This window comes from Parapedobacter sp. GCM10030251 (genome assembly GCF_042666505.1).
In the GTDB taxonomy this organism is placed as follows: Bacteria; Bacteroidota; Bacteroidia; order Sphingobacteriales; family Sphingobacteriaceae; genus Parapedobacter.
On sequence record NZ_JBHTDN010000004.1, the window covers coordinates 190,636 to 213,842 of the forward strand.

General features: G+C 46.5%; 23 protein-coding genes. 16 read left to right on the top strand and 7 right to left on the bottom strand.

Translation table 11 applies throughout. From position 1 onward, the window contains the following. Positions 1–75: 75 nt before the first annotated feature. Complete coding sequence (gene upp, locus ACFQRK_RS13025; protein ID WP_379007321.1) at positions 76–720, bottom strand: uracil phosphoribosyltransferase; 645 nt, start codon at positions 718–720, stop codon at positions 76–78. A gap of 136 nt (positions 721–856) precedes the next feature. Between upp and uvrB the strand changes: the two genes are divergently transcribed. The 13 genes from uvrB to ACFQRK_RS13090 all read left to right on the top strand — a co-directional run bounded on the left by uvrB (position 857) and on the right by ACFQRK_RS13090 (position 14,024). After that, positions 857–2,890 (top strand): excinuclease ABC subunit UvrB, encoded by a 2,034-nt coding sequence (gene uvrB, locus ACFQRK_RS13030; RefSeq protein WP_379007323.1) that lies wholly within the window; start codon positions 857–859, stop codon positions 2,888–2,890. 241 nt (positions 2,891–3,131) lie between these two features. Next, on the top strand, positions 3,132–3,740 hold the full coding sequence (locus tag ACFQRK_RS13035) for a DUF4254 domain-containing protein (protein WP_379007324.1): 609 nt from the start codon (positions 3,132–3,134) through the stop codon (positions 3,738–3,740). After that, positions 3,740–4,774, top strand: a complete 1,035-nt coding sequence (locus ACFQRK_RS13040) for a glycosyltransferase family 9 protein (RefSeq protein ID WP_379007327.1) — start codon at positions 3,740–3,742, stop codon at positions 4,772–4,774. The genes ACFQRK_RS13035 and ACFQRK_RS13040 overlap by 1 nt, the downstream gene beginning before the upstream one ends. Further along, positions 4,771–5,892, top strand: a complete 1,122-nt coding sequence (locus tag ACFQRK_RS13045; protein ID WP_379007329.1) for a glycosyltransferase family 4 protein — start codon at positions 4,771–4,773, stop codon at positions 5,890–5,892. The genes ACFQRK_RS13040 and ACFQRK_RS13045 overlap by 4 nt, the downstream gene beginning before the upstream one ends. A gap of 225 nt (positions 5,893–6,117) precedes the next feature. After that, on the top strand, positions 6,118–6,936 hold the full coding sequence (locus ACFQRK_RS13050) for a glycosyltransferase (protein ID WP_379007332.1): 819 nt from the start codon (positions 6,118–6,120) through the stop codon (positions 6,934–6,936). After that, positions 6,936–7,694, top strand: a complete 759-nt coding sequence (locus ACFQRK_RS13055; protein ID WP_379007333.1) for a glycosyltransferase domain-containing protein — start codon at positions 6,936–6,938, stop codon at positions 7,692–7,694. Before ACFQRK_RS13050 ends, ACFQRK_RS13055 begins: the two co-directional genes overlap by 1 nt. A gap of 3 nt (positions 7,695–7,697) precedes the next feature. Beyond that, the gene (locus tag ACFQRK_RS13060) at positions 7,698–8,426 is read left to right on the top strand and encodes a glycosyltransferase (protein ID WP_379007335.1); all 729 of its coding nucleotides are present in this window, start codon (positions 7,698–7,700) and stop codon (positions 8,424–8,426) included. After that, on the top strand, positions 8,423–9,190 hold the full coding sequence (locus tag ACFQRK_RS13065; protein ID WP_379007336.1) for a glycosyltransferase family 2 protein: 768 nt from the start codon (positions 8,423–8,425) through the stop codon (positions 9,188–9,190). The genes ACFQRK_RS13060 and ACFQRK_RS13065 overlap by 4 nt, the downstream gene beginning before the upstream one ends. A 186-nt stretch (positions 9,191–9,376) precedes the next feature. Further along, a complete protein-coding gene (locus ACFQRK_RS13070) occupies positions 9,377–10,150 on the top strand; it encodes a glycosyltransferase family 2 protein (RefSeq protein WP_379007338.1) in 774 nt (257 codons plus the stop codon). A gap of 8 nt (positions 10,151–10,158) precedes the next feature. After that, complete coding sequence (locus ACFQRK_RS13075) at positions 10,159–11,091, top strand: glycosyltransferase family 2 protein (protein ID WP_379007340.1); 933 nt, start codon at positions 10,159–10,161, stop codon at positions 11,089–11,091. Continuing rightward, a complete protein-coding gene (locus ACFQRK_RS13080; RefSeq protein WP_379007343.1) occupies positions 11,046–12,095 on the top strand; it encodes a glycosyltransferase in 1,050 nt (349 codons plus the stop codon). The genes ACFQRK_RS13075 and ACFQRK_RS13080 overlap by 46 nt, the downstream gene beginning before the upstream one ends. A gap of 3 nt (positions 12,096–12,098) precedes the next feature. Next, positions 12,099–12,872 (top strand): glycosyltransferase family 2 protein, encoded by a 774-nt coding sequence (locus tag ACFQRK_RS13085; protein WP_379007345.1) that lies wholly within the window; start codon positions 12,099–12,101, stop codon positions 12,870–12,872. Positions 12,873–12,956: 84 nt separating this feature from the next. Further along, positions 12,957–14,024, top strand: coding sequence for a glycosyltransferase family 4 protein (locus ACFQRK_RS13090; protein ID WP_379008035.1), 1,068 nt, complete (start codon positions 12,957–12,959; stop codon positions 14,022–14,024). A gap of 84 nt (positions 14,025–14,108) precedes the next feature. On the opposite strand, the gene ACFQRK_RS13095 is transcribed toward ACFQRK_RS13090, so the two are convergent. The 6 genes from ACFQRK_RS13095 to ACFQRK_RS13120 are packed head-to-tail and all read right to left on the bottom strand — an operon-like array spanning position 14,109 to position 18,974. Then, positions 14,109–15,194, bottom strand: coding sequence for a DegT/DnrJ/EryC1/StrS family aminotransferase (locus tag ACFQRK_RS13095; RefSeq protein WP_379007347.1), 1,086 nt, complete (start codon positions 15,192–15,194; stop codon positions 14,109–14,111). Continuing rightward, positions 15,191–15,559 carry a sugar 3,4-ketoisomerase gene (locus ACFQRK_RS13100; RefSeq protein WP_379007348.1) on the bottom strand — a complete coding sequence of 123 codons (369 nt, stop codon included), beginning with the start codon at positions 15,557–15,559 and terminating at the stop codon, positions 15,191–15,193. The genes ACFQRK_RS13095 and ACFQRK_RS13100 overlap by 4 nt, the downstream gene beginning before the upstream one ends. After that, on the bottom strand, positions 15,559–16,548 hold the full coding sequence (locus ACFQRK_RS13105) for a glycosyl transferase (protein ID WP_379007349.1): 990 nt from the start codon (positions 16,546–16,548) through the stop codon (positions 15,559–15,561). The genes ACFQRK_RS13100 and ACFQRK_RS13105 overlap by 1 nt, the downstream gene beginning before the upstream one ends. After that, entirely contained in the window at positions 16,545–17,348 is an 804-nt protein-coding gene (locus ACFQRK_RS13110; protein WP_379007351.1) for a TIGR04325 family methyltransferase, read from the bottom strand. Before ACFQRK_RS13110 ends, ACFQRK_RS13105 begins: the two co-directional genes overlap by 4 nt. Continuing rightward, a complete protein-coding gene (locus ACFQRK_RS13115; protein WP_379007353.1) occupies positions 17,345–18,265 on the bottom strand; it encodes a glycosyltransferase in 921 nt (306 codons plus the stop codon). The genes ACFQRK_RS13110 and ACFQRK_RS13115 overlap by 4 nt, the downstream gene beginning before the upstream one ends. Beyond that, positions 18,249–18,974 (bottom strand): hypothetical protein, encoded by a 726-nt coding sequence (locus tag ACFQRK_RS13120; protein ID WP_379007356.1) that lies wholly within the window; start codon positions 18,972–18,974, stop codon positions 18,249–18,251. Before ACFQRK_RS13120 ends, ACFQRK_RS13115 begins: the two co-directional genes overlap by 17 nt. A gap of 267 nt (positions 18,975–19,241) precedes the next feature. Here ACFQRK_RS13120 and ACFQRK_RS13125 point away from each other — a divergent pair, with 267 nt between their 5' ends. The 3 genes from ACFQRK_RS13125 to ACFQRK_RS13135 all read left to right on the top strand — a co-directional run bounded on the left by ACFQRK_RS13125 (position 19,242) and on the right by ACFQRK_RS13135 (position 23,180). Beyond that, on the top strand, positions 19,242–20,552 hold the full coding sequence (locus tag ACFQRK_RS13125; RefSeq protein ID WP_379007358.1) for a S41 family peptidase: 1,311 nt from the start codon (positions 19,242–19,244) through the stop codon (positions 20,550–20,552). A 56-nt stretch (positions 20,553–20,608) separates the two neighbouring features. Further along, complete coding sequence (locus ACFQRK_RS13130) at positions 20,609–21,106, top strand: SixA phosphatase family protein (RefSeq protein ID WP_379007360.1); 498 nt, start codon at positions 20,609–20,611, stop codon at positions 21,104–21,106. 67 nt (positions 21,107–21,173) lie between these two features. After that, positions 21,174–23,180 (top strand): thioredoxin domain-containing protein, encoded by a 2,007-nt coding sequence (locus ACFQRK_RS13135; protein WP_379007363.1) that lies wholly within the window; start codon positions 21,174–21,176, stop codon positions 23,178–23,180. Positions 23,181–23,207 lie beyond the last annotated feature (27 nt).

Here is a 23,207-nt window from a genome sequence, read left to right on the forward strand (position 1 = left end):
CTTAATGCCAATAACTTACTGTAAAGTTTTTATTAACATTTCGGTAGTTTTGAACAGCTGTCGGTTGATAGCCGATTACTCCTTTATGCCGTACGCCAAATCTCCGGCATCACCCAGGCCGGGGACAATGTACGCTTTGCTGGTGAGTTCGCTGTCTACATCGCCCACCCACAGTTGTGCTTGTGGTAAAAAAGCCTGTACGTGTGTGATGCCCTCCTCGCTGGCAATAGCGGATACAATAATGAGCGACCCGATATCATAGTCATCAAGCAATTCCTTGCAGGTGAGAACAGTCGTCTTTCCCGTTGCTAACATCGGGTCAATGAGAATCAGCGTTCGGTTGTTGAGGTTGACGGTGCTTACGTATTCCTTACGGATTTCGAAAGCTCCGCTTTTTTTGGTTTTCCGATAGGCACCAATGAACGCGCAATCTGCTTGGTCAAATACATTCAGCATTCCCTGGTGCATCGGGATGCCGGCCCGCAAGATCGTGGCCAGTACCGGTTGCTCGGATAGCAGTGCGGTTTCGGAAATACCCAAGGGAGTCTCAATCTCGACAGGTTCATAGGTTAATGTCTTACTGATCTCATACGCAAAAATTTCGCCCAGCCGCTCTAAGTTCCGCCGGAAACGCATTCGATCCTGCTGAACATCCCTATTGCGGAGTTCAGCAAGGAAATGATTGGCTGCGCTATTTTGTTGGGTCAGGACGTGGAGCATGTTCAAATATAACTATTTCTTACCTAAACATTGTGATCAGGGATTTGGTTTTATGTCGGCACAAATACATAGTTTTCGTTATCTTTGCAAATGGCTGCAAATCCTGTAGTATTTCCAGGCAATAGATCGAACGTCCATGAAATTCAAGCTTACTTCTGAATATATACCTACGGGGGATCAGCCCGAGGCCATCCGTCAACTCGTCGAGGGCGTCAATACGGGAGAAATGTACCAGACATTGCTGGGCGTCACCGGTTCCGGTAAAACGTTTACCATTGCTAACGTCATCCAGCAAACCCAGAAGCCGACATTGATCCTAAGCCACAACAAAACATTGGCAGCACAGCTATATGGAGAATTCAAGCAGTTTTTTCCCGAGAACGCCGTCAATTACTTTGTTTCCTATTACGACTATTACCAGCCAGAAGCGTATATTGCGTCAACGAATACGTATATCGAGAAAGATCTGGCCATCAATGATGAAATTGAAAAGCTAAGGCTGCGTACGACCTCCGCGCTCATGTCGGGCCGTCGTGACGTGATTGTCGTCTCTTCGGTGTCGTGCATCTACGGTATGGGAAATCCCGAAGATTTTTCGCGCTCGGTATTCCGGTTTGGGGTTGGAACTGTCGTGAGCCGTAACGCTTTTTTACATCGCTTGGTCGAGATTCTCTACGCGCGGACCACAACAGACTTTAAACGAGGTACATTCCGTGTCAAAGGCGATACGGTAGATGTTTTTCCTGCCTATATGGATGAAGCCTATCGAATCTCCTTTTTTGGGGATGAAATCGACGAATTGAGTGTTATTGACCCGATTTCCGGTAAGACACTGGAGAAGATGGAAACCATGGCCCTGTATCCTGCGAATTTGTTTGTGACGCCCCGTGAAAAGTTTGTCAATTCGCTGTGGGCGATTGGCGAGGAACTGGAATTGCGGAAGGAACAGCTGTTGCTGGATGGCAAGCCTTTGGAAGCAAAGAGGCTGGAAGAGCGGGTCAACTACGACTTGGAGATGATGCGGGAATTGGGGTATTGCAGCGGCATCGAAAATTATTCGCGATTTTTTGACGGCCGGCAACCGGGTATGCGCCCTTTCTGTCTGCTGGATTATTTTCCGGATGATTACTTAATGGTAATCGATGAAAGCCATGTAACCATTCCACAAATCCGTGCGATGTACGGCGGGGACCGATCGCGTAAACTCTCGTTGGTGGATTTTGGCTTCCGCCTGCCGGCAGCGTTGGACAACCGCCCGCTGAATTTCCCGGAATTCGAATCAATGGTGACCCAGACCATCTATGTAAGCGCAACACCGGGCGACTACGAGCTTCAAAAGACCGAAGGAGTAGTGGTCGAACAGGTAATTCGCCCGACGGGCCTGCTTGATCCGATAATCGAAATCCGCCCGGTGATCAATCAAGTGGACGATCTATTGGACGAAGTGGACCGGGTGACCAAAGAAGGTGGCCGGGTGCTGGTAACGACGTTGACGAAACGTATGGCCGAGGAATTGACCAAATACATGGCCAAACTGGGGATCCGCGTGCGGTATATTCACTCCGAAATTAAAACACTGGACCGAGTGGAGATTTTACGGGGATTGCGATTGGGTGAATTCGATGTATTGGTAGGGATAAACTTACTCCGCGAGGGGTTGGATTTGCCGGAGGTTACATTGGTAGCCATCCTGGACGCCGACAAAGAAGGCTTCCTGCGTTCGGAGCGGTCGCTCATTCAGACCATTGGCCGTGCGGCTCGCAACGATAGAGGGCGTGTCATCATGTACGCGGACACGATTACCGAAAGTATGCGGGTAACCATTGACGAGACCAATCGGCGCCGCGAAAAGCAGATCCGTTACAATGAAGAGCACGGCATTACACCTCGTACCGTTGGCAAATCGAGGGAGGCCATTCTGGAGCAGACCTCTGTAGCCGATTTTAAAGGGGGTGAGGCTAAAATATACGTGGAACCGGAACCTACAAGCAGTGTAGCGGCGGATCCCCTGGTTGCCTACATGAGCAAGCCCCAAATGCGGCAAGCCATTGAGAAAGTACGTAAAGATATGGAAAAAGCCGCTAAAGAGATGGACTTCCTCCAGGCGGCCAAACTGCGTGATGAAATGTTTTCCCTCGAAAAAACCTATGCTGATTTATTCGGAAATTGAGCCGGATAGTTTATCTACCATGAAAATATGAATACAAAAAACAAACCATCTTCTACAACTGGCATTATTTTTATGCCTATTATTGGAAACGTATAAAAAGACGTCATCTAATGTTTATAAATCAATAAGAATGAGTTAATAATACGTTAAATGGGTAGCATTGTAGCGTTTCGTAGCCATTTTTCGTATTGTGTATAAATAAAATATTGTTTAGCTGTTACATCTTAATTCCGAGCAATATATGATGATTAGTGAAAAGGCAAGCCGTATTTTCGAAGAAGTAATTGAAAACTACCACATTTTTGATTCCATCGATTGCCCCTTCCAGAACCCTTATCCCGGTCATACCTTGGAGTACCTTTTATATCGGAAATGTTGGATTGATACCATGCAGTGGCATATGGAGGATGAGGTTCGGCATCCCGATATCGAACCCATTGTCGGCTTGGAGTGGAAGCGTCGGATTGATGAGTCCAATCAATTACGCACCGATACCGTGGAATTCATCGACAATTATTTTCTCCGATACTTCTCGCACGTATCGCCGCGGAAAGACGCTCGGATTAATACGGAAAGCCCGGCCTGGGCATTAGATCGGCTATCTATCCTGTGTCTAAAAATATACCATATGCGTCAGGAAACGGAAAAAATGGATGCGTCACCGACCCATATTGCTTCCTGCATGGAAAAGCTGATGATCCTGTTGCGCCAGCATGAAGACCTTTGTCGCAGCATTGATGAATTGCTGGAGGACATCCGCACCGGTAGGAAATACATGAAAGTATATAAGCAAATGAAGATGTATAACGACGCAGCGTTAAACCCCGTGCTGTATGCGGCGAGAAAGTGATGAAACGGGAAGCGAATCCCACCCTGTTGATTTTCCGGTTTTCGGCCATGGGCGATGTCGCCATGGTGGCGAGCGTATTGCGTGAGGTAAAAGAGCAATGGCCTAACCTTACCTTGGTAATGGTCAGCCGGGAATCGTTCAAACCTTTTTTTGCTGATATCTCCGGTGTTATTTTTCATCCGTTTTACCCACACGGTGTCCACAAAGGCATCCAAGGGCTTTTTCGTTTATTTCAGGAATTACTCCAGTACACGCCGCAAGCAGTGGCAGATTTGCATTATAACCTTCGAAGCAGATCCCTTTCAACTTTGTTTTGGTTAAAGGGGATTCCGACAAGCCAATTGGATAAAGGCAGAAAAGAAAAAAGAGCGCTTACAAGACCTCATAACAAAGTGCGGAAACCACTGAAGCCGATGGTAGAACGGTATGCGGATGTATTCCGGAAGCTCGGCTATCCCATCACCCTGCGACATGTGTTGCAATCGCGGCAATTGACATTACCCGAGTCGGTTGTGCCGCTTTTTTCTGATAACCATACAGCTAAAGTGGGCGTCGCTCCTTTTGCGCAGCACCAACCCAAAGTGTACCCGCTTAAGCGAATGGAAGCCGTAATCGAGTACCTCGATAAACAGGGACATACGGTTCTCATCTTCGGCGGTGGGGCAGCGGAGCAACAAGTAGCGCAGGATTGGCAAGAGCGGTTTCGTCACGTACACAGCTTGATCGGCCAATTTACGCTCCAGCAGGAGTTGGCCGTCATTTCACATTTGGATCTGATGCTCACCATGGATTCGGCCAATATGCACATGGCCTCACTGGTGGGAGTACGCGCGCTTTCTATTTGGGGGGCCACGCATCCTTACGCCGGTTTTTTGGGATATGGGCAGCAGCCGGAAGACTGCATTCAGGTAGACCATCCGGCCCGGCCAAGCTCGGTATATGGCAATAGGCCCTGCCTTTGTGATGGGGTAGATAGCATGGAACTCATTGCGCCTGAAATGGTTATTGGTAGATTGCGGGAAGCAGGGCTATGAACATCGGTTACGAGGCAAAGCGAATATTTCATAACCGCAGTGGATTGGGTAATTACGGGCGCGATCTGGTGCGCATGTTGAGTCAACATTATCCGGGTCATTCCTATTACTTGTATAATCCTAAGCCGGCCGGGCATCGGCTGTTTCAGCCGGATGGGATTCAGGTGGTTGAGCGGCTACCCCGATCACGAACGGACCGCCTGTTTTACAACCTATGGCGGCAACGTAATGTGATCAAAGATCTTCGAAACGACCGAATCGAACTGTTTCACGGGCTTTCGAGCGAACTGCCCATCGGCCTGACCAAGCATGGCATCAAAAGCGTGGTCACCATCCACGACTTGATTTTTTTACGGTATCCGGAGTTGTATTCTTGGATTGACCGCACCATTTATTTTGAAAAGGCTAAATATGCCGCACATCAAGCGAATCACATCATTGCCATAAGCGAACAAACCAAGCGGGATATTATCGAGTTTCTGCGGGTAGATGAAAGCAAAATAACCGTGATTTACCAAGGTTGCCACCCGGCTTTCAAACGACGGTATACGGAACCGGAGAAGCAAGCCATCCGTCGTAAATACCGACTGCCCCAGGATTTCATACTCAACGTAGGAACCATTGAAACTCGCAAAAACGCCCTTCTGATCGTCAAGGCCATTGAACACTTGGATGTACACCTGGTGATTGCAGGTAAGAAAACGCCCTATGTGAACGAACTTGCGGACTATCTGGAAAAACACCGCCTCACCGCCAAGGTAACATTCATCCACGGCGCTTCCATCGATGAACTGGCCGTGCTTTATCAGTCCGCGCTTCTGTTTGTTTATCCATCTTTATTTGAGGGTTTTGGCATCCCGATCATCGAAGCCTTGTATTCCGGTGTGCCTGTTATTACATCCAATGTAGGGTGCTTTGAAGAAGCCGGCGGCCCCCATAGCCGTTATGTATCGCCCCATGATAGCCAAGAACTTTCGACAGCGATCGCCACTGTTCTAACTGATTCGGTACAACGCCGCGAAATGATTGACGCTGGCCTTGCTTACAGCCAAAATTTCAATGACGACCGCATCGCTGGTCAGATCATGTCCCTATACCGGGAGATTGCTCTCGCGTAAAGGCTATCAAATACCGAAATATGCCTGGGCATATTCTACCGATTTCAGGTTCAGCCATTCATTCCGATTGCCGGCGAGGCTCGCGTACGTGAATTGTCCAACTTGTGCTTCTGCAGGTGTAGGTGAATGCCACGCATTTAGCGATCTATCGACTGTCGATATGCCCAAATTCTCTATCTTTGCGCAAATGAAGCACCAAGGCACGTCCGACCAATATATACGCTTGTGAGAATCAGCTTGATTATTTCCGTATTTAAGAACACGTTGTTTCTGAACACCGTGCTTGAGAGCTTGCGCTACCAAACCGTCAAACCAGATGAAGTGATCATATCTGAAGACGGCGATAGCCAGGAAATGCGTGAATTCCTTGGCAACTATGACGCAGGTGGGTTGAATATGATCCACTTAACACAGGAAGACAAGGGCTGGCAGAAAAACCAAGCGCTCAACCGGGCGATTGTGACTGCTTCGGGAGATTATCTGATATTTATCGACGGCGACTGTGTGCTCCACACGCATTTTATTCAAAATCACGCGCGATTGGCGAGTCCGAAAAGTGTGCTGGCCGGCAAACGCATCAAACTCGGACCGTTTTTTAGCGAGGAGTTGCAAAGAGAGCCGCTACCCAATTTCCAACGAAAGGTGTTGGGACGTATCCCACAGCTGCGAAAAGATGGCGCCCGGTTTATCGAAGAAGCGGTATACGTACCGCTTAACCCGATTTCCAGCACGATTATCCGCCTGCTGGGTATCAGCTCGATAAAGGGATGCAATTTTTCCTGCTTTAAAACTGCCATGTTGGCGATCAACGGATTCGATGAGGATTACGTGCGGCCCGCGGTTGGGGAAGATATCGATTTGGTATGGCGATTTAAAGGGTTGGGTTACCGGATCGTATCAGTTAAGCATTTGGCTGTGCAATATCATTTATACCACGAGGAGAGCTGGAGCTCGCAGGAAGAAAACCAACAGTTGCTTCGCCAAAAACAAGCCTCACGGCAATACCGATGCATAAACGGAATTGAAAAGTTGTCACTCGTCTGATGAACCAAAACGTTATATACACGGCCATCTTCGGAGATTATGAGGGGCTATTGCCTCAACAGACAGTACCCGGATGGGATTTTGTATGCTTTACCGACAATCCTTCCCTGAAAGCTTTTCCGTGGCAAATCCGGCTGATCAAACCGCCCGTTCCCGGTGACTACACGCGTAGCAACCGCTACCTAAAAATCAATCCCCATTTATTTTTCCCGGATTACGAGATCAGTATCTTTGTAGACGGCAACGTCCTTGTTGTGGGTAACCTCGATAGAATGATTAAAACGGTGCTGCTGGATCATACGATGGCATGCTTTGATCACGGGCAGGCAAAGCTCGACCCGCGTAGCTGTATTTATAGTGAATATGGCTACCTGAAGCAGTTGGCCGAACAGCAGGGCGTCCGTAAGGACGATCCCGAGGTAATGGAGCGGCATATCGATTTCTTACGTGCCGAACAATACCCGGAACACAACGGGCTGATTGTCGGTACCGTGTTGGTGCGTAGGCATCATAATCCGCAGCTGATCGGTGTGATGGAAGATTGGTGGTACATGGTCAAAAACTATAGCAAACGGGATCAATTGAGCTTTAACTACGTTGCATGGAAACATGGATTTACTTATGGAGTGATTCCGGGAGATGTTCGGAGAGGGAATGGCTATTTTTACATGCTGGGAAAGCACCGGAAGGATTGGTCGAAGAAATTGTGGAGATTTCGATGGAAGAAGCGATTGGGATTGGTTAAAATTAACAAATAGGCAATGGAGTCCCCAGATATTAAAGCAATCGTCGTTACGCCCGTCAAAGACGCCATCGAAAACACCCTGGAAACCATACGTGCGGTTCGCGCCAGCAACACGCGTGTTAAACATATCATTTATAACGATTTCAGCTCGGCGGCAACTAAAGAGATCCTGGAGCAGCAAAAGGTACCATTTGGTTATGAGCTCATCCATCTGGAAGACCTGACCAATCACCCATCACCGAATTACAGGCGCGTCCTTCAAGAAGCGCAGAAACGGGCATTGGCAAACAACCTGCCATTGATCATTGTGGAGTCCGATGTGATCGTAAAGGCCGATACAATTGAGCTGCTGCTTGATTTTTACAGGCAACATACTAAGGCAGGACTTATCGGTGCCGTGACGGTGGATGAATATGGGCAGATAAATTTTCCGTATCTGCGTTTTAAGGACCAGTACGTCGGTACCGGAAGTATTGAAACGAAGAAAAGTCTGAGTTTCTGCTGTACACTGATCTCGCTCGAATTTCTCCGCCGCTACGATTTTATTCACCTTAATGAGTCCAAGGATTGGTTTGATACGTTTATTTCCTACCAGGCAACGGACATGGGACTTAAGAACTACCTGCTGTACAATGTGCCGGTTTGGCACAAACCGCATGGCAGCCGGCCTTGGAAACAGCTGAAATACACAAATCCGGTAAAGTACTATCTGCTGAAATTTCTGAAAAGAAGGGATAAAATATGAAGCCGCTGGTATCCGTTGTCATTCCTTTTTTTAATATGGAAGAATTTCTGGCGCAGACCATCGACTGGGCGTTGGAATCCACCTATTGGCCGTTTGAAATCATGCTGGTTGATGACGGATCGACGGATGGCGGCGCCCTCATAGCCGAAGACTATGCACAGCGGTTTGACCACATTACGTTTTTGCGGCAGGTGAATCAAGGGGTGTCCGTGGCGAGAAATTATGGCATCAGCGAAGCAAAAGGTGTTTATATTCTTCCGTTGGATGGGGACGACCGGATCTGTCCCCGGTTCATTGCGGAAGCGGTCGAAGTACTGCAGGCTCGCCCGGATGTGAAAGTGGTGACCGCCGAAGGTGAGTTTTTTGGCGATAAGACCGGCTATCGCAAACTGCCGGAATTTGACATCCGTTTGCTTGCACGGAAAAATATTCTTCATGTAAGTGCCTTGTACCGGAAGTCGGACTGGAAGGAAGCGGGTGGGTATTGCCCCGAAATGAAAGGGCGGGAGGACTGGGATTTTTGGATTTCCATGCTCAAAACCGGCGGGGAGGTGGTGAGGTTGCCATTGATTGGTTATCAATACCGGATTAGGCCGAATTCAAAGCGGATCCAGACGCGAAAGTTGAAAAAACAAATCAATGATTTGCTCAACGCGCGCCATGCCGAGTTTTTTAAACGGGTGCTGGGAGGACCGCTACGTATCCATCGTACATGGTCAAGGCCGTATAATAAGCTACTTCGGCTTTTTGGGTTGTTAGGGTAGGTTTTATCGATCGTCCCAGTTGCTGTATTCGTGAAATTACCATAGTTTTACGGTATTATTCAGTCTTCCGGTTATGCTTGATGAGCACTTATTGTGTGAGGCCGGAAATAAACTGATATGCCGTATGTAACGAAAACTTTTTTTTACTCGTTGAGTTAGTAACCGTACGAGCGAGTATAGCCAAAGATGAATGTAACATTATTAATATCTACCTACAACTGGCCTGAAGCGTTGGATCTGGTGCTGAGAAGTACTGTGCGCCAAAGCCGTCAGCCTGACGAAGTGGTGATTGCCGACGATGGCTCTGATGAGCGAACCGCGGAGCTTATCGGGAATTACGCGGGTCGGTTGCCGATTAAGCATGTGTGGCATGAGGACAAAGGATTCCGTAAGAGTATAATACTCAATAAAGCGGTACGCGAAGTGAGTTCCTCGTATATCATTGAAATCGATGGAGATATCATCCTTCATCGGCATTTTATCAAGGATCACCTAAAGGCTGCAGAACGGGGTTTCTTTGTGCAGGGTAGTCGCGCCATGATTGGCGAACGGAAATCGAAACAGATACTTGAAAGCAAACAGCTTGATTTTTATGCATTGAGTCCGGGAATGCATACACGCTTCAATGCCATCCGGTTCCCGTTATTGTCGGGACTTTTTAAAACCAATCCGCAGAGTTCGCATAATGTGAAAGGATGTAACCTGGCCTTTTGGCTGGATGATTACAAAAAGATAAACGGGTATTATAATGGCTTTGAAGGATGGGGGTGGGAAGATTACGAATTTGCGGAGCGGCTCATCAATGCCGGAATTATGAAAAAACGGCTGAAATGGGCGGCGGTGGGCTACCACATTTTCCATCCACTCAGTTCCCGAGGAAACTTTGAGCCCAACGAGTTAATTTATCGAGAGACGGTGCGAGAGAAGTTAGCTTATCGAGAACCAGGTTTTATCCAATGACCTCTATCATGTCAATGGAAAATAAGGGTTTGGTGTCTGTTATTATTCCCAATTACAATCATGGAAAATATCTGAAACAGCGGATCGAAAGTGTGCTGAATCAGACTTATCCGCATATTGAGTTGATTATTCTTGACGACTGTTCTTCAGACGACAGTATGTCCGTAATCGAACGTTATCGGCACCATTCGAAAATCAGTCATATAGTTCGTAATGAAGTCAATGTGGGAAGTCCCTTTAAGCAGTGGGCTAAGGGCATTGAATTGGCAAAAGGAGAATTTGTATGGATTGCAGAGAGCGACGACTGGTGTGAGCCGACCATGCTAAACTATCTAGTGGATGGTATGCAGCAGGACGATCGCTGCACGATCAGTTATTGCCAATCCTATTGTGTGATCGGGAATCAGATTAAGTGGCAATCTAGTCATCCCCAACTTATGGAGATTGTGGAAAGTGGCCGATTTATTCGAGAATACTTATGTCCAAATCCGGCCATTTTCAATGCCAGTATGGCGATATGGCGGAGAGTTAAGTTTAATGACATTTCGTTGGATTTTTTGAATTATCGATTCAGTGGGGATTGGGTGTTCTGGACGGAGTTAGCTAAAACAGGCAACGTATGCATCAATGGTCGTTTGCTTAATTATTTTCGCAAGCATGAATCCGACGTAAGTACCCATGCGTACGCCAGCGGATTGAATTTTGCAGAGGGCCTTTCTATTCTAAACCGCATGTATGAGACCCAATTAATTAGCCAAAAAGATTACAACCGAGCTTATAAAAAGAATTTCAAGGAATTTTGGCCGATTAAAGGTATGATCGATCCGGCGATAAGAACTCATATAATGCGGTTATTTGAAAATCCTCTGACGTCAAAGGTGATATTTTATAAAATATGGTTAAGCGCTATATGGGCGAGTTGGAAAAAAAAACAGGGATGAGAGAAAATGGTTCGCTGTTAGAAGATGGGATTTCCGTTATCTTGTGTACTTATAATGGTGCAACAAAATTGCCGCAGACACTCCGGCATTTGGCTGCACAGCGGTTCGCTGACCATATTCCCTGGGAGATCATTTTTGTAGACAATAATTCAACAGATGGTTCCACGGAAGTAGCGAAAGCTATTTGGGCCAATCTTCATATCGAGTCTGTGCCCCTTATTTGCTTGCGTGAAAGCAAACCTGCCAAGTATTATGCCTTGCAAACCGCTATGGCTCACGCGAGTTATCAGTTTTTTGTGATATGCGACGACGATAACTGGCTTGAACCAGAATACCTCAACAGGATATATAAATTGCTTAATAGGCATCCGAACATAGGTGCGGTGGGGGGACAGGGTATTCCAGTAACCGATGCAGATCGAGAGTTGCCAGAGTGGTTTTTCGAATATAGTGAGGGTTATGCGGTGGGAAAACAAGGTAAGCAAACTGGAGATGTCACGAAGCGGGGCTACCTTTGGGGTGCAGGGTTGGGATCAAGGACAGCAGTGTACAAATCCTTTTATGAAAAGTATCCGTCTTTCCTGTTATTACACGATGACCCAAGTATCATGACGACCGAAGACACCGAGTATTGTTTGCGGCTTATCCTTCGCGGTTATGAATTGTATTACGACGAGGCGTTAAAGTTTCGTCATTTTATTCCCGAAGATAAGTTAACGAAAGATTATATGCATGCTTTATACAAAAAGAATCACGAAGGGTTTGTCGTGACCGGAAATTATTATTTAGCCATAAAGTTATTCAAAAATAATAAGCGAAATGTGCTTGGCCATTTTAGACTCAAAATACTAACCCCTCTTCGATTGCTGCTAGCAAGGGCAGAAAAAAGGAAGATAAGAGAGCGGACCATCATGGATTATCTTTATCCATCTAAAAAAAAGCCCAATTTAATTGTAGAAAAGATCAGGGAATTTATTTATGATCGGGAAATACCAAAAACGTAGCGGATGAAGTTGTCAATTATCACAGTAAATCTGAATAACAGAGCAGGCTTGGAGAAGACAATGGAGTCTGTCTTGAGGCAATCATTCGTGTCTTTTGAATATCTTATTATAGACGGTGGATCAACAGATGGAAGCGTTGATGTAGTCAAGGAGCGTGTCGACCGTTTGGCATATTGGGTGAGCGAAGCTGATCGTGGAGTCTATCACGCCATGAACAAAGGGATTGAAAGGGCAACCGGTGAGTATTTGTTGTTTTTAAATAGTGGTGACTTTTTATGTGAGGCGGATAGCTTATCCCATGTCTCTAGATACTTGCAGGATATAGATATCATATACGGCAACTTGAAATACGATTATGGAGACCGATGCTGGGATTCCAATTATCCAGATGAACTCACTTTTAGCTATTTGTATACACATTATATTCCCCATCCCGCATCCTTCATTAAACGAGACTTACTAAACGCCTATGGTGGTTATGAGGAAAAATATAAGTTATGCGCCGATTGGGTTTTTTTTATAAAAGCGATATGCATTCATGGAGCACGCTATTTTCATTTGCAGAAGGCTATTACAGTTTACGATACTAGTGGGATCAGCGCTAAAAGTGATTCTCAACCGCTAATTCAGCAAGAAAGAAAGCGTCTTTTAAGCGAGGAATTTCCCTTTCTTGAAAAAGATTTGTTCGAGCTGATGGAATTACGAGATAAATTTAACAAGCTTAAACGTAGTAAGGCTGCTAACTGGTTGAACCGCCTTGGTTGGATCGACCTTTAGCAAAGATCAGCTAAAATGCATTTACACAAAAAAGAGAAAACTATATTGTTTATAACGCCCAATCTATTTCGGTCGGGTTCGGAAATGTTATTGGTAAATTTGATAAAGGGCATTAATCAATCCGGTATAAGGTCATATGTGTATAGTCTGGAGGATGGAGAACTTGCTCAACAACTGCCCCAAAATGTAACGCATTACCTGCCTTATAATAAAAAAAAGAACAGGAAAGAAAAATTTTTGCGAAGCTTTTTAAAACGATTTAAAATAAATCCGTTTGAATATCAACTAAGGCAGATACAAAAAGAGATAAAGGCGGATCTATGGTATATAAACACGATAGTCGTTGACCCTATCTTTTTTAAAATCGGTAAAGAATTGGGAGTACGTATCGTCACACATTTTCATGAATTACCCGGAGCTTACCGTCTCATCAGCCAGTCACATTTGCAGCTAATCATTCGTGAATCCACATATTGTATCGGATGTTCAAAAATCGTATGTGATAAAATCCGTGAACTTGGACATCGAAATGTGAAATTATTTCATAGTTTTATCGACACTGATCTTATTGATAAACAACTTTCGACTTTAGGGACAACTCGACAAGATCTTGGAATTTTACCGGATGAGTTTGTCTGGGTTATTTCGGGTAGAGCCTCGTTCGAAAAAGGCGTCGATTGTTTGCTGCCACTATTGGAACATTTTCAGGACGAGAAAATGCGTATTTTATGGTTAGGCGAAATGTCTGATGATGGGTACCACTATTACTTGCAATCTGTTTTAGCGAAATACGGATCATGCAAGTTGACTTTTACCGGAGCGCTAAGAGAAAACTATTACCATTATATGTCTTTGGCTGATGGACTTCTCATGCCGTCAAAAGAGGATTCTTTTTCGTTAGTAATGTTGGAAGCTGCCTACCTTGGTCTCCCGATAGTGTCATTTAACTCAGGCGGGGTTGCTGAATTTGTATCCGAAAGGCGAGGTATTGTGGTAGATAGCTGGAACGCAAAGGATTTAGCCAGAGCAATGGTTTCAGTTATGGAGAAAGGAAGGCTACCGAAAGAACGAGACAGAGAAATGCCATATACTGTACATAAGCAGGTATGTCGATTTATGAATTTAGTAGCTGAGATGACAGAGCTTCCATAGCCTGCATGCAGCTTCGGTCGTTGTATGTCCCCTTAAACCAACTTCTAGGGGAAACTGTTATGAACCGCTTATTTTTATTCGTGCTTAAAATGCATTCATTGCTTTCACAACCTGCCAAATATCGGTTTCCGAATGTCCGTAAGAAATAGGCAGACTTAGTATCGTTTTGTGTATCTCTTCAGACAGCGGATAGCTGTTGTGGGCAAAAATGCCACTAAGCGCTTTCTGCTTATGAGGAGGCGTAGGATAATGGACTTCCGTTTTGATACCCTGTTTCAGCAGATGAGCGCGCAAATCATCCCGCCTCGGGTGTCGGACGGCGAAGATATGAAATACATCATCGAATCCAGGCTGCAGGATCGGAAGGATGAAGTCGTCTTTCAGTTCATTAAAATAGAGAGCGGCTAACTTGCGTTTATGAGCGGTAATAGCGTCGAGGTGCCTTAGCTTGACTGAGAGGAACGCTGCCTGGAATTCGTCGAGGCGCGAATTGTATCCGATATAATCGTTTACGTATTTTTCAGATGATCCATAATTCCGCAGTGCGCGTATGGCGGCGGCGGCTTCTGCGGAATGGGTAGTCACGGCACCTGCATCGCCCAATGCTCCAAGGTTCTTTGTAGGGTAAAAACTGAATGCTCCAAAGTCACCAAATGTGCCCGCTTGTTTGCCGTAATAGGATGCTCCATGTGCCTGTGCACAGTCTTCCACTACCCGGAGGCCGTGATGATCCGCAATGGCCATAATAGGGGCCATGTCGCACATTTTTCCGTAAAGGTGCACGACTAAGATGGCCTTTGTCTTTGGCGAAATGGCTTCCTCGATTTTCAGTGGGTCGATGTTGTACGAATGGATATCCGGCTCGACCAAAACCGGTGTTAATCCAGCGTGCAGTATGGCCAGTATGGAGGCAATATAGGTATTGGAAGGCACAATGACCTCATCGCCTGTAGCAAAACCAAAATGTTTGAAAGCGAGGATCATCGCATCCAATCCGGATGCCACGCCGACACAGTGCCCAGCGCCACAGTATTGAGCAAAAGCCGATTCGAAGCCACTTACCTCGTTGCCTAGAATATACCAGCCGCTATGCAGTGTATGCTGGAATGTCTCAGTGTATTCCTTGAAAAAGTGTTCGTTTACTTTCAATAAATCCTCGTATGCAATCATGGCTTGTAAGGTTCGTAAATGTAATCCGCGGGATCAAAATACTCCGATGCTAATACCATCAAGATGGCATCCGGTGTAAAATCGTACATCTGGTGCCAGTCCTGCGTTTCCAGGATGAGGCATTTATGCGGTGCATCCAGTATAAACGTGTCTTCGCCGATGCCATCGTGATTATAGATGGTACAGCTGCCCTTCAGGCAGATAGCCGCTTGGATGGTGGTGTGATGTCGGTGTCCGCCGCGTACGGAATCGTCGACGCCATAAATGTAAAAAATCCGCTTTACATCAAAGGGTATGATCTTTTCGATAACGGTGAGATTGCCGCGTTGATCGGTGAATGTTTTTAAATCGATTTGATAGGCCATTAGGTAAGAAAATACGATTGGTGATAGAATTCGCGGAAGCGACCAGTTACATAAAGTTTAAACATACGGCGGAGAGACTTACGTATACGGGGGATCTCAACCGCTTCATGGAACCGGTCTGTCATACCCTTTTTTTTGAGTTCGTTGTCTGCGGCCTTTAAGGCTTTGATATAGGGGCTGTAGATATGCTTCAAATCATTTTCAGAAAGCAAATAATGGTGCGATGGGATAAAGGCATTAGCCTCCGCATACCGGAAGCCGTGGTAATGATAGAAAATCACCCGGAAATCCGAGTCGCTCGCCAGTTCTTTTCCGGTTAGGAAACTGTTCCGGTACGCGAAATCGTATTGCTGGATATTCCAGGGTGCCACCCCGCCTCCGAGGTGTTGCAACTCGTGCACGCCGGAAAAGCGACCGGGCCAGTCATCAAGGTATTTCTGATCGCCGAATTTGCCATCCTCGATGCGGTTGTAACACCATTCTAGGCAGGCTTCTCGCCACCATTCAAGTACGCGCATACCCTCTTCCGTATTTTTGAAGCAGATGAATTGCACGCAATAAGTACCGCTTGCGGCCGATTGGTCGTATTGCGGTGAATAGCGATGCGAAGTGATCAGGACGGACCGGTCTGCCATCTCGTCAATGAGCACCGATGGATCCGCGAAGAAAAGTAGGTCGGCGTCGATGTAGGTACAGGCATCAAGGCCGTATGTTTGGATGCAATACCGGATAGTGGATGGAGTGCATGTCCAGCAGTATTCTCCAGAGGTACGGGTAGGTTTCACTCCCAACAGTTGATCGTCTTCGAATTCGGCAAGGGAAATTACGGTAGCATTGGGTAATTGCAATTTGTTGAGTGTTTGATAGCATAAATCATCAAACGCGAAGATATAAAGTCGAAAGCAGGGGCAATGCTGTTCAAGGGATCGGTACATGGCCAACCCCCTGGATAGGTATAGTGAATTGAATAACGTACAAAAATGGATCATAGCGATTTTCTTTGCAACAGAAATCCTTTATCATATCCAGCCAACTGACCATCGATGTACAGGTCGGCTTCGCCGGCAACGTATGAGGTGAAGTCTGCCACCAACGTATATTGACTGAAATGTTTCATGAATTGTGCTTCGTTGAAAAACCAGGAAGGGTACGATGCGTCATATATTTCCGGCGGGACCCGTTGGACGGTGAGACGGTCGTTGCCGTTACGTACGAATGCTGTGCGGTCAAAGAGGAGGTATTCGACCTGATAGTTCGCTAATTCGGATAAAAAGTCGTGGGGTTTGTCCAAATATTGCACTACACTGGATAGTAAAATCACGTCGGGTTGCTCGATGGCCATGCTTTGGGCAATGTCATGGTAGAATTTCAACTGATTGTTTTCAAATTCCAGCCTTCCGCTTTCGACATAACGCGGCTGTTCCACGACGTGCCAACTTAGTTGGTCGATCGGCTCAAGGAAATCCCTCACCTGAAAATAAGTGCTGCCCAAAGAACCTCCGAAATCGATAAGACGAAGGGTGTTTTCATGTTTCGCTGCGATGTGAAGCAGGCATGCGATGACCGGAAAGGGGTACTCTTTCTTGTCAAATAATACAGAGTCCCGTTCGTAGGCGGCTTCCCCATCCCGTATTTTCAACAGAGCATTTTTCGTTTTTTCCAAGATGTTGGCCTGATGATAGCCGCCCGTTTCCTGGCTAGCGTCCTCCCAGGAGGAATAGTTCCCAAACCAGCCGTATAGCGGTAGAGGACGGGCCGTATTTTTCTTCTTTTTTGAGAATAATTTCATCGGTCAAACAGTTTATTGAGCCAGTTTTTTTTCTTGACGGTGGCGGGTTGCGGATGGTGCAACGAACGCAAAAAATCAGCGATGACAGCGAACGCCTCAGAGTTATGTGTTACTTCAGTTTCCACGTTGATTTTATCTTGAAATACTTCGGTATCGTACGTTGAGTCGGCCCCGCTATGGGTGCCGCTAGCATCGTTTCCGATATTATGCACGAGCGATTTGCCGGGATATAGGGTAAGCATGTCGTTCAGAAACGCCGATGCATACCAACGAATGGCCCAGGAGTCGTTCTTTCCCGCAATCTGATCTTCCAACATTTGAGTGTAAGGATAGGCGCCGTTAAAGTCAAAATCAAGGGTTAGTCCCCGCTTCTGAAGGGCTTCGAGCAACAAGCTCCCATTCGGCTCGAAATGCTCCCAGGCGCGTTTCCATGTAGCCCAGCCCCAGCAATCGGCACCTTTGATAAAGAATGCCTCGGAAAGTAACTGTTTTACTGGATACACGTAACCGTGTATACTGGCTACCTCATGGTATCCAGCGTAACGCGTTAGACCATTGTTCATATACGTTAGAAACCATGGTGAGGTCACCAGATCGTCCTCTACAACGATTACTTTGTCATGCTTATGCAGGGTTTCAGTTACTCCGGTAATGATATTTCGCGCCAGGCCCAAGTTTTCAGGCCGTTCGATTACGGTAAGTCGCTTGAATCCATTGATTTGTTTCAGATAATTCCGCAACTCACTGACTAACGGTTCATCTGCTGTTGACTTTGGCCCATCGGCATATACAATTAGTTCACTTTCTTTCGCAAGATGGTTACGTTGCAAATAGGTTACCGTCTCGCGGGTGTGCGAGGGTCTATTGTAGGTAAATAATATGATAGGAGCTGCCAATTCGTTACCCTTTGTGTACAAACGCTGTTGTCTTGCAAAAGTGATAAAGATAAGGAACCGGACCGAAAAAATCCAATCGTGCCCAACCTTGCTGTCGAAGTAGTGGCCAAGTTTCGGAAAGATAATAGCCCCGTTCTGTATTATCCAGCAACAATATACCTCCGGATTTTACCTTCGACCTAGCGGTAGCAATACACGACGGACGGGAGCGGCCGTCTACCACGACTATATCGAAATGGGCATCAGGGAATTCGAGGATTTTATTTACATACCGCTCAAAATGTTTGCCTTGATGAAGCGGGTCGTCGGAGATGTAGTCTGTTAACGATGCAATGCGTTTTTGCCCGAAGTCAGGATCAGGCTCAGAGGAAATATGGTGGACTTCAACATTGTCAATCCTCAATTGGCGTAACTTAACGGCAAGGTTGATGACCCATTGCTCATCATGTTCGACCGTTGTAACTGCTTTCACCCTAGAAGCCCAAAACAGTGTCGATGCACCGCCTCCATATTCAAACACCCGCATATCGGGCCGATGATGCCTTTCTAGGAAATCAATCGCAGGAAAATTAATCCACGGAATCCCATCGCCCAACACATCTGGGTTCTTAAGGCTTTTCTTCCATCGCCGGTAGTACCTGAAAAAGGGCAATTGACGAAACAAAGAAGTTCCTATTTCTGCCCGAAGCATGGCTTGGTAATCTGAGAACCGCACCGCTCTATCGCTCATACTTTGTTAACGGTCATAAGAATTGAAATGTTACAGGTGTGTCTAATTTTTCTCTAAAACACACGTATTGAGATTAAGAGGGGTGTTAAAACCGCAAGCTTCAATTTCTTTTCATACTTGAATGATTAAAATGATTTAAATTTGTATTCAATTGTAATACATAACATTTGATATTTTGCCCCATTGGTGAGGGAGAAAAATCGAATAGTAGATTTTTATCTCGTTTATGTATGTAAATCCACATTACCATTATTCCAGTTTACAACCATGCGATTTATCCGTTATCCCGCGTTCCGGCACATCATCCGATGTATACAGCTGATATCAATTACGGTTGCTTTCATCGCTTGTAAAAAAGACACGCCGCCTGTTCCGGAAAAAAGTGAAGAGATCGTTTCGCCCGCGACAGGCAGCCGCAAGCAACTTACCTTGGATTCCCTCTTTCTGTACGCTGCGCAAGTATATCGCTGGCACGATGCGCTACCTGCATATGAGCAGTTTAATCCTCGCGGACAATATGGTGCCATCCAACCGGAAATAAATGCTTTACAAAACGAACTTTTCGACATCACGCAGTTTGCCGTGAATCCGGCTAACAAACGCCCGTACGAATACCCTATACGGCACGGCATCCCGCGGTATTCCTATTTGGAAGAAAAAATCAATGAGGACATAAGCGCCAAGGCAGCCATTTCCAACTCCGATCCGGTGGTATACCGTTCGGTGATCCGGCAGGGAGATAAACGGGTGGCTTACTTGGTTCTCGGAGGTTTCCCGCGATTGGCCGACCACCAGGCCGCGCTGGATGAAGCCTTTGGCGAGTTTGCCGAAGCCGGGGCGAATGAACTGGTCATCGACCTTCGGAACAATAATGGCGGTTATGTAGAAACAGCTGCCTATGTGGCGAACTTGATTGCCCCAGCTTCCTTGAATGGAAAAACCATGTTTGCGGAGGAATTTAATCCGCTTATGCAAAACGGGAAAGCGACCATTCTGCAGCATCAACTTTATCTAGATGCAGAAGGTAATCCTGTCGCCTTTCAGGGCAGGCAAGCCACGTTGGCCGACATTGACTACAGCTTAGCAGCCAACACGTTTACTTTTGAAAAGAAGGGATCTTTTAGCGCAACCGAAAACATCTACTTCATCGTGTCTGGGAACACGGCCTCTGCCGCCGAACTTCTGATCAGCTGCTTAAAACCTTATTTCAACGTCCGATTGGTAGGTGCGAAAACCTACGGCAAGCCGGTGGGCTTTTTTGGTATCAATATCGATAAGTACACGGTTTACCTTTCAAGTTTCCTGATCAAAAATGCCGACGGCTGGTTCGACTATTTTGAAGGAATGGAACCTGATGCAGGGGTCACGCTATCAGCAAATCCGAATTGGGGCGACCGCAACGAACCGGGGTTGCAAGCTGTGTTGTCTATAATGGATGGCATTGTACCGAAAATGGGAAGCCTTCCCTTATCAATAGAAAAATGGGAATCGATCGATTCTCCAAGCAGGAAGTCCCTTTTTGAACCGAAAGACGCCATCCCCATGCTGCCGATGCGATGGCGGCTGCTCGAACAGTAGGGTGCAGTGCCTTTTATCTGGGTATTCGCAGGCATGATTATTGCAACCTTTCTCATATGGCCAAGAATTTGTTCGTCATCAGGCACGCCAAGTCGGATTGGAATTTCGATGTCAGTGACTTCGACAGGCCACTCAATACGCGGGGATTCGCCGACGCGCCGAAGATGGCTGAACGACTGAACGCGTATCCAATTAAGCCTGAGCTGTTGGTTAGCAGTCCTGCCAAACGAGCCTTAACTACGGCGCAGTTATTTGCCAATCGGTTGGAAATGCCGGTGAGTACGATCCAAACGGATATCCGTATCTATGAAGCATTACCAACAACCTTGCTGGAAATTGTTGGCGAACTTGATAACACTTATCAAAGCATTGCGCTTTTCGGACACAACCCCGGACTTACCCTGCTGGTGAATTACCTTACGGATGAGCAAATTTATAATCTCCCTACCTGTGGTTTGGTACACATTCGATTTGACGACATTGAAGACTGGGCGTCCATAAGCGGCGGTTTAGGCAGCCAAGTATGGTTTACCTATCCGAAGCAAGACACATAACACATTCAAATTGAATAGACGTTTTCATTTAACGTTTTTCATTTAAAAAACTTTACCTTTACTTCCAATGCCCAATAAACTCCATAACGAAACATCTCCCTATCTGTTACAACACCAACATAATCCGGTTGAATGGTATCCGTGGGGAGACGAGGCTTTGAACAGAGCCAGGTCGGAAAATAAGCTGATCGTTGTAAGCATCGGCTATTCGGCATGCCATTGGTGCCATGTGATGGAGCGGGAAAGTTTCGAGAATGACGATATCGCGGCGGTGATGAACCAGCATTTCGTGTCCATTAAAGTCGACCGTGAGGAGCGCCCGGATATCGATCAGCTATACATGATAGCCGTGCAGCTGATGACCAACCAGGGCGGGTGGCCACTTAACTGCATCTGTTTGCCTGACGGCCGCCCGATTTACGGGGGGACATATTTCAGGCCCACCGACTGGAAAAATGTACTCTTGCAGCTGGCGGAGATGTGGCGGGAAAACCCCGAAGTTGCTACGGACTATGCACAGCGGCTCACAGCAGGCATACAGCAGAGTGAGCAACTCCCGGTGAGTAGGATTCCAGAAGCTTATACCAAGAAAGAATTGGAGGCGATCGTCACCCCCTGGAAACGCCTTTTTGATAAGCAAGAGGGTGGACATACGCGGGTGCCTAAATTTCCAATGCCCAATAATTGGTTGTTTTTGCTGCGGTACGGCGTATTAGCGAACGATCCGGAAATTGTGGAACACGTACACCTCACCTTGCGGAAAATTGCTTCCGGGGGCATTTATGATCACGTAGGAGGCGGATTTGCACGGTATTCGGTGGACGGCCGGTGGCATATCCCGCATTTCGAAAAGATGCTGTATGACAACGCCCAATTGGTTAGCTTGTATACAGAAGCTTGGCAGCAACGTCCCACAGATCAATACAAACGGGTTGTCATGGAAACGCTGGCATGGATACAGCGTGAAATGACAAGTCCCGATGGCGGGTTCTATTGTGCGCTTGACGCCGACAGTGAAGGAGTAGAGGGTAAGTTCTATACATTTCAGCAAGATGAGATTGAGCAGGTATTGGGTGAAGATGCAGAATTGTTCGTTCGATACTTTGGAGTCACGCGGCCCGGGAACTGGGAGGAAGAACATACGAATGTACTGAAAGTCGATATCGAGGCAGACAAAATGGCACAGGAGGCGGGTTTCTCCGTGGAAGAGTGGGACACTTATCTTGCTCAGGGAAAGCAACGGTTGCTGGACTACCGGAATAAACGGGTGAAGCCTGGATTGGATAATAAACAGCTTACATCCTGGAATGCATTGATGCTCAAAGGATTTCTGGATGCGTATCGGGTGTTCGGCGTACCTGAGTACCTGCGTTGTGCGTTAAACAACGCGGGATTTATACGCGCACATCTGTATGCCAAAGATGGCGGCCTACTGCATCAGCCCGATGCGAACGGCAAGACCATTTCGGGTTTTCTCGATGATTATGCCTTTTGTATCGAAGCCTTTCAGGCATTGTATGAAGCAACCTTTGACGAAAATTGGGTTTACGAGGCAAAAAGGCTGATGGAGTATGTTCTAGCGCACTTTTACGATCAAGATACGGCTGCATTTTATTATACGTCCTCCTTGGCGGAAACGCTCATCGCCCGCAAACAGGAGGTGATGGACAACGTCATTCCTTCTTCCGCTTCGAGCATTGTGCGCGCGCTCGGCCGGTTGGGACTGATTTTTGATGAACAACGGTATCTGACGATTGCTTCACAAGCGCTGGCAAACGTTGTTCCGCAGATGGATGCCTATGGATCGGCATATTCCAACTGGGCAATTCAATTGTTGGAAGAAGTTTTTGGTTGCTATGAAGTCGTAATAACAGGGCCCGGCTGGCATCCATTCCGGGTAGCGTTGGATGCAACGTACATTCCCAATAAATTGATATTGGGTGGAACAAAAGGAACCCTTCCCTTGTTAGAAAAAAGGGTTGGAGATACAACCCGGGCGTATGTGTGCCGCGATAAGACGTGCAGTCTGCCAGTGGAGAATATCGAAGCACTGTTGCAATTAATTACACAATGATAACTGGGGCATGACATGTCCCCTAAT

Bases quoted from the DNA above. Each gene is read 5' to 3' on its own strand.
- ACFQRK_RS13095 (WP_379007347.1), bottom strand. From the start codon at position 15,194: ATGATTGCATACGAGGATTTATTGAAAGTAAACGAACACTTTTTCAAG.
- ACFQRK_RS13135 (WP_379007363.1), top strand. From the start codon at position 21,174: ATGCCCAATAAACTCCATAACGAAACATCTCCCTATCTGTTACAACAC.
- ACFQRK_RS13105 (WP_379007349.1), bottom strand. From the start codon at position 16,548: ATGATCCATTTTTGTACGTTATTCAATTCACTATACCTATCCAGGGGG.
- ACFQRK_RS13085 (WP_379007345.1), top strand. From the start codon at position 12,099: ATGAAGTTGTCAATTATCACAGTAAATCTGAATAACAGAGCAGGCTTG.
- upp (WP_379007321.1), bottom strand. From the start codon at position 720: ATGCTCCACGTCCTGACCCAACAAAATAGCGCAGCCAATCATTTCCTT.
- ACFQRK_RS13080 (WP_379007343.1), top strand. From the start codon at position 11,046: ATGGTTAAGCGCTATATGGGCGAGTTGGAAAAAAAAACAGGGATGAGA.
- ACFQRK_RS13070 (WP_379007338.1), top strand. From the start codon at position 9,377: ATGAATGTAACATTATTAATATCTACCTACAACTGGCCTGAAGCGTTG.
- uvrB (WP_379007323.1), top strand. From the start codon at position 857: ATGAAATTCAAGCTTACTTCTGAATATATACCTACGGGGGATCAGCCC.
- ACFQRK_RS13055 (WP_379007333.1), top strand. From the start codon at position 6,936: ATGAACCAAAACGTTATATACACGGCCATCTTCGGAGATTATGAGGGG.
- ACFQRK_RS13130 (WP_379007360.1), top strand. From the start codon at position 20,609: ATGGCCAAGAATTTGTTCGTCATCAGGCACGCCAAGTCGGATTGGAAT.
- ACFQRK_RS13110 (WP_379007351.1), bottom strand. From the start codon at position 17,348: ATGAAATTATTCTCAAAAAAGAAGAAAAATACGGCCCGTCCTCTACCG.
- ACFQRK_RS13075 (WP_379007340.1), top strand. From the start codon at position 10,159: ATGTCAATGGAAAATAAGGGTTTGGTGTCTGTTATTATTCCCAATTAC.
- ACFQRK_RS13125 (WP_379007358.1), top strand. From the start codon at position 19,242: ATGCGATTTATCCGTTATCCCGCGTTCCGGCACATCATCCGATGTATA.
- ACFQRK_RS13045 (WP_379007329.1), top strand. From the start codon at position 4,771: ATGAACATCGGTTACGAGGCAAAGCGAATATTTCATAACCGCAGTGGA.
- ACFQRK_RS13100 (WP_379007348.1), bottom strand. From the start codon at position 15,559: ATGGCCTATCAAATCGATTTAAAAACATTCACCGATCAACGCGGCAAT.
- ACFQRK_RS13090 (WP_379008035.1), top strand. From the start codon at position 12,957: ATGTTATTGGTAAATTTGATAAAGGGCATTAATCAATCCGGTATAAGG.
- ACFQRK_RS13035 (WP_379007324.1), top strand. From the start codon at position 3,132: ATGATGATTAGTGAAAAGGCAAGCCGTATTTTCGAAGAAGTAATTGAA.
- ACFQRK_RS13065 (WP_379007336.1), top strand. From the start codon at position 8,423: ATGAAGCCGCTGGTATCCGTTGTCATTCCTTTTTTTAATATGGAAGAA.
- ACFQRK_RS13040 (WP_379007327.1), top strand. From the start codon at position 3,740: ATGAAACGGGAAGCGAATCCCACCCTGTTGATTTTCCGGTTTTCGGCC.
- ACFQRK_RS13120 (WP_379007356.1), bottom strand. From the start codon at position 18,974: ATGAGCGATAGAGCGGTGCGGTTCTCAGATTACCAAGCCATGCTTCGG.
- ACFQRK_RS13060 (WP_379007335.1), top strand. From the start codon at position 7,698: ATGGAGTCCCCAGATATTAAAGCAATCGTCGTTACGCCCGTCAAAGAC.